Genomic DNA, 3412 nt, shown 5'->3' with positions numbered 1-3412 from the left:
TTATCGTTGAAAAAGGAACCGGAATATGTACATTCGTAATCAGAGGATATCTTTTTCCAGCGGAACGCCTGACCGCAGTCAAGAGTTTCATCAAGATCGAGATCGTTTTCCGATACTATGATGTCATTGCCTTTTATTTCGTAATCCATTTTTAAAACTCCTTGGGTAAATATAATTTTTGCAGAATTACTCTTTCCACTTGATTTTTCTATTAAATTATACTAAAATATAAATATAAATACAAGAGCAGAGGATGATTTTTTTGAAAAAAATCTTATTTTTGAGTCTGATTCTTTCTGCAGCCTGCTTTGTTTCAATTGGCTGCTCTTCAAATAAAACGCCTATATCAGGCGGCAAAAGTGTACAAACAACCAGTCAGCCCTTTACTGAACGTAGTGTTGGAAGTACCGACGGAACGTATGTTTTTGATAAAGCCGGCATTCTCAGCTCTGAGGCCTTAAAAGCCTGTAATGATTATGCAGGTTGGCTTTTCAGCGAAAAGCTTATCAATGTGGCTGTCATAATTACAAACGATCTTAACGGAAAAGCTCCTTATGACTATGCTGTCGATGAGTTCGGAGAGATATACGAGGGCAAAGGCAGCGGACTTGTTATACTTATAAATAATGCTACAAACGAGGATATAGTTTATCGTACAGGTTCGTGTCTTACTAATATAAGCCAGACCACGGAGAATAATGCACTGTACTGGGAAACAAAGGAATTAATAGGCGGTGACTACAGAAGAGGTATAATGAGACTGCTTCAGCTTGGCGAACTGTGCCCTGAGCATTTCATTGACAATGCTCAGATCTTTGGATATGAGGATATACGAAGGTTCGAGAATGCTCTCTCAGATGTAAAAGAGGATGTTACGATACTTGCAACCAGAAACGGAACAAAAACGCCGAACGAGGACATACTTAAAGCCTATTACAAAAGAAAATATAAAGACGGGAACGGTATTATGCTCATGCTCGACACGGAATCGAGATCTGTTATAGCATATTCTGCGGAACCGCTCCCATCAAAGATTGAAAAAGTCATGAAAGATGTAAACGGCATGTCATCAAAGGATGATTATACAGGTGCGATAGATAAATTTATCGAAGAAATAACGAAATAATATAAAGGAGCTGATATTTATGCCGCCGATAGGTGGACCGAGAGGAATGGGTTATCTTACCGATGAGGAGAAGAAAAATCGCCCGAAAGTAACAAAAGACCTTCTGAAAAGGATATTTTCGTATTTAAAGCCTTATTGGAAGCAGATGATAATAGTTCTGATTGCTATAATCATATCATCCACCCTCAGCCTTCTACCTTCAGTACTTACAGGTAAGATTATAGATGAAGGACTTTATGGTAGAAGCTTGAAGAAGCTGATATTCTTTATAGTTTTATCACTTGCAGTAACGCTTGGAGCAAATCTTATAGGCGTTCTTGAAAGCTATATGAATACATGGATAGCTCAGCATATCACGTACGATATGCGAAATAAGATGTATGCTCACCTGCAAAAGATGTCCCAGCGCTTTTTTACATCCAACAATCAGGGCGACATCATAACAAGAATGACCAGCGATATCTCAGGAGTTCAGCAGATAATAACCAATACGCTTACAAGTATACTTTCAAATTCTATAACTCTTATTGTAGCGATGATAGTTATGTTCAGGCAGAACTGGATACTTGCCATAGTCGGAATACTTGTCGTTCCACTTTTTGCTATACCTACAAGAAGCGCCGGAAAGACAAGGTGGTCCATAACTAAGGAATCTCAGGCGTGCAGCGACGAGATAAACGGTATTCTCAACGAGACCATGTCTGTCAGCGGTCAGCTCCTTGTAAAGTTGTTCGGTATGGAGCAGACGGAGTATGAAAAATACGAAAAAGTAAACCATAAGATGATAAAGCTCAATATCCGTGAGGGTATGGCCGGACGATGGTTCAGAGTAGCGCTGACTACTTTTTCAAGTATTGGCCCTATGCTTATTTATCTTGCTGGCGGTATACTTATGATGAAATATGATTCGGACCTTACAGTCGGAGATATTACAGTGCTTGTAGCGCTTCTCGGAAGAATGTATGGTCCTGTGAACCAGCTTCTTAATATACAGGTGGACTGGATACGCTCAATGGCTATGTTTACAAGAATTTTCGAGTATTATGATATGCCTATTGAGATAGAAAATGCTCCTGACGCTATAACTCCAGACAAAGAGCCAAATGGTGAGGTCGAGTTCAAAAATGTCGGTTTCTACTACGATAAAGAGCGACAGATTCTCAATGATATCACCTTCAAGCTCAGCAGCGGAAAATGTATTGCTATTGTCGGGCCCTCTGGCTCAGGAAAAAGCACCCTTGTCAACCTTATACCGCGTCTTTATGACGTTACGTCAGGAACAGTTCTTTTTGACGGTATTGATGTAAAGAAGCTTGATCTTGAGTATTTAAGGGAACACATAGGAATTGTCAGTCAGGAAACTTATCTGTTCAACGGAACTATCCGTGAAAACCTACTGTATGCAAAGCCCGATGCAACGGAGGAAGAGCTTATAGAAGCATGCAAGCAGGCAAATATATACGAATTCATTGAAAAGCAGGAAACAGGTCTCGACACAGTAGTCGGAAACAGAGGACTGAAGCTATCAGGTGGCGAAAAGCAGCGAATATCCATAGCCCGTGTTCTTCTAAAGGATCCCGCCCTTATGATATTCGACGAAGCGACCTCAGCTCTCGATTCAATATCCGAGCAGAAGATACAGGACGCAATAGAGCCGCTTATATCCTCAAGAACAAGTATACTTATTGCACACAGGCTTTCTACCATTCTTGCAGCTGACGAGATACTTGTAATAAAGGATGGTGTAATTTCTGAAAGAGGCACTCATAATGACCTTGTGAACAAAGGCGGAGTATATTCCGAGCTTTACAAAACACAGTTCAGCAAAGCCGGAAACACTTCTAGCAGTTTTGAATATACAGAGGGCGAGGACAGTCAGACATAAAGAAGGGAATGAAATGGCATGAGCGAAAGGGATTTTTACGAAGAGGCGTTTGATAATCTTCCTGCACTTGCTGATAACAGCGAATCTATGAAGGAAATGTTCTCACACGTTTTCTACGATTTTTTGCAACTACAGCATCTATATGACTCGGCTATTGAGGTTGTTAAAACCTATCTGAATATTCTTGATAATGAATTCGGCGTTAAATTTCAGCGTAATCCGATACATAATATAGAAAGCAGGCTCAAATCGCCGCAGTCGATAATAGGCAAGCTGCAAAAGAAGGGGCTGCCGATAACCACGGAGGCTGCAAGGAAGAATCTTCTCGACCTTGCAGGTATTCGTGTCACTTGCTATTATATCACCGATATTTATGCTATAGTTGAAATGCTGGGCAGACG

General features: G+C 40.5%; 3 protein-coding genes and 1 pseudogene. 3 read left to right on the top strand and 1 reads right to left on the bottom strand.

Annotated elements, in window-relative coordinates; translation table 11 throughout:
• Positions 1-149 (bottom strand): DNA glycosylase (locus tag J6U00_RS09900; protein WP_296581439.1); only part of this gene is annotated, 149 nt, incomplete at its 3' end.
• A gap of 113 nt (positions 150-262) precedes the next feature.
• Here J6U00_RS09900 and J6U00_RS09895 point away from each other — a divergent pair.
• From J6U00_RS09895 to J6U00_RS09885, 3 genes and pseudogenes are all read left to right on the top strand, one after another.
• Positions 263-1126, top strand: coding sequence for a TPM domain-containing protein (locus J6U00_RS09895; protein WP_296581437.1), 864 nt, complete (start codon positions 263-265; stop codon positions 1124-1126).
• A 19-nt stretch (positions 1127-1145) separates the two neighbouring features.
• A complete protein-coding gene (locus J6U00_RS09890) occupies positions 1146-3011 on the top strand; it encodes an ABC transporter ATP-binding protein (RefSeq protein ID WP_296581435.1) in 1866 nt (621 codons plus the stop codon).
• Positions 3012-3029: 18 nt separating this feature from the next.
• Positions 3030-3412, top strand: a pseudogene (locus J6U00_RS09885) (GTP pyrophosphokinase family protein); the annotation flags it as partial.

The organism is Ruminococcus sp. (genome assembly GCF_017650195.1).
Lineage (GTDB): Bacteria > Bacillota > Clostridia > Oscillospirales > Ruminococcaceae > Ruminococcus.
This window is presented reverse-complemented; position numbering and strand designations above follow the sequence as displayed.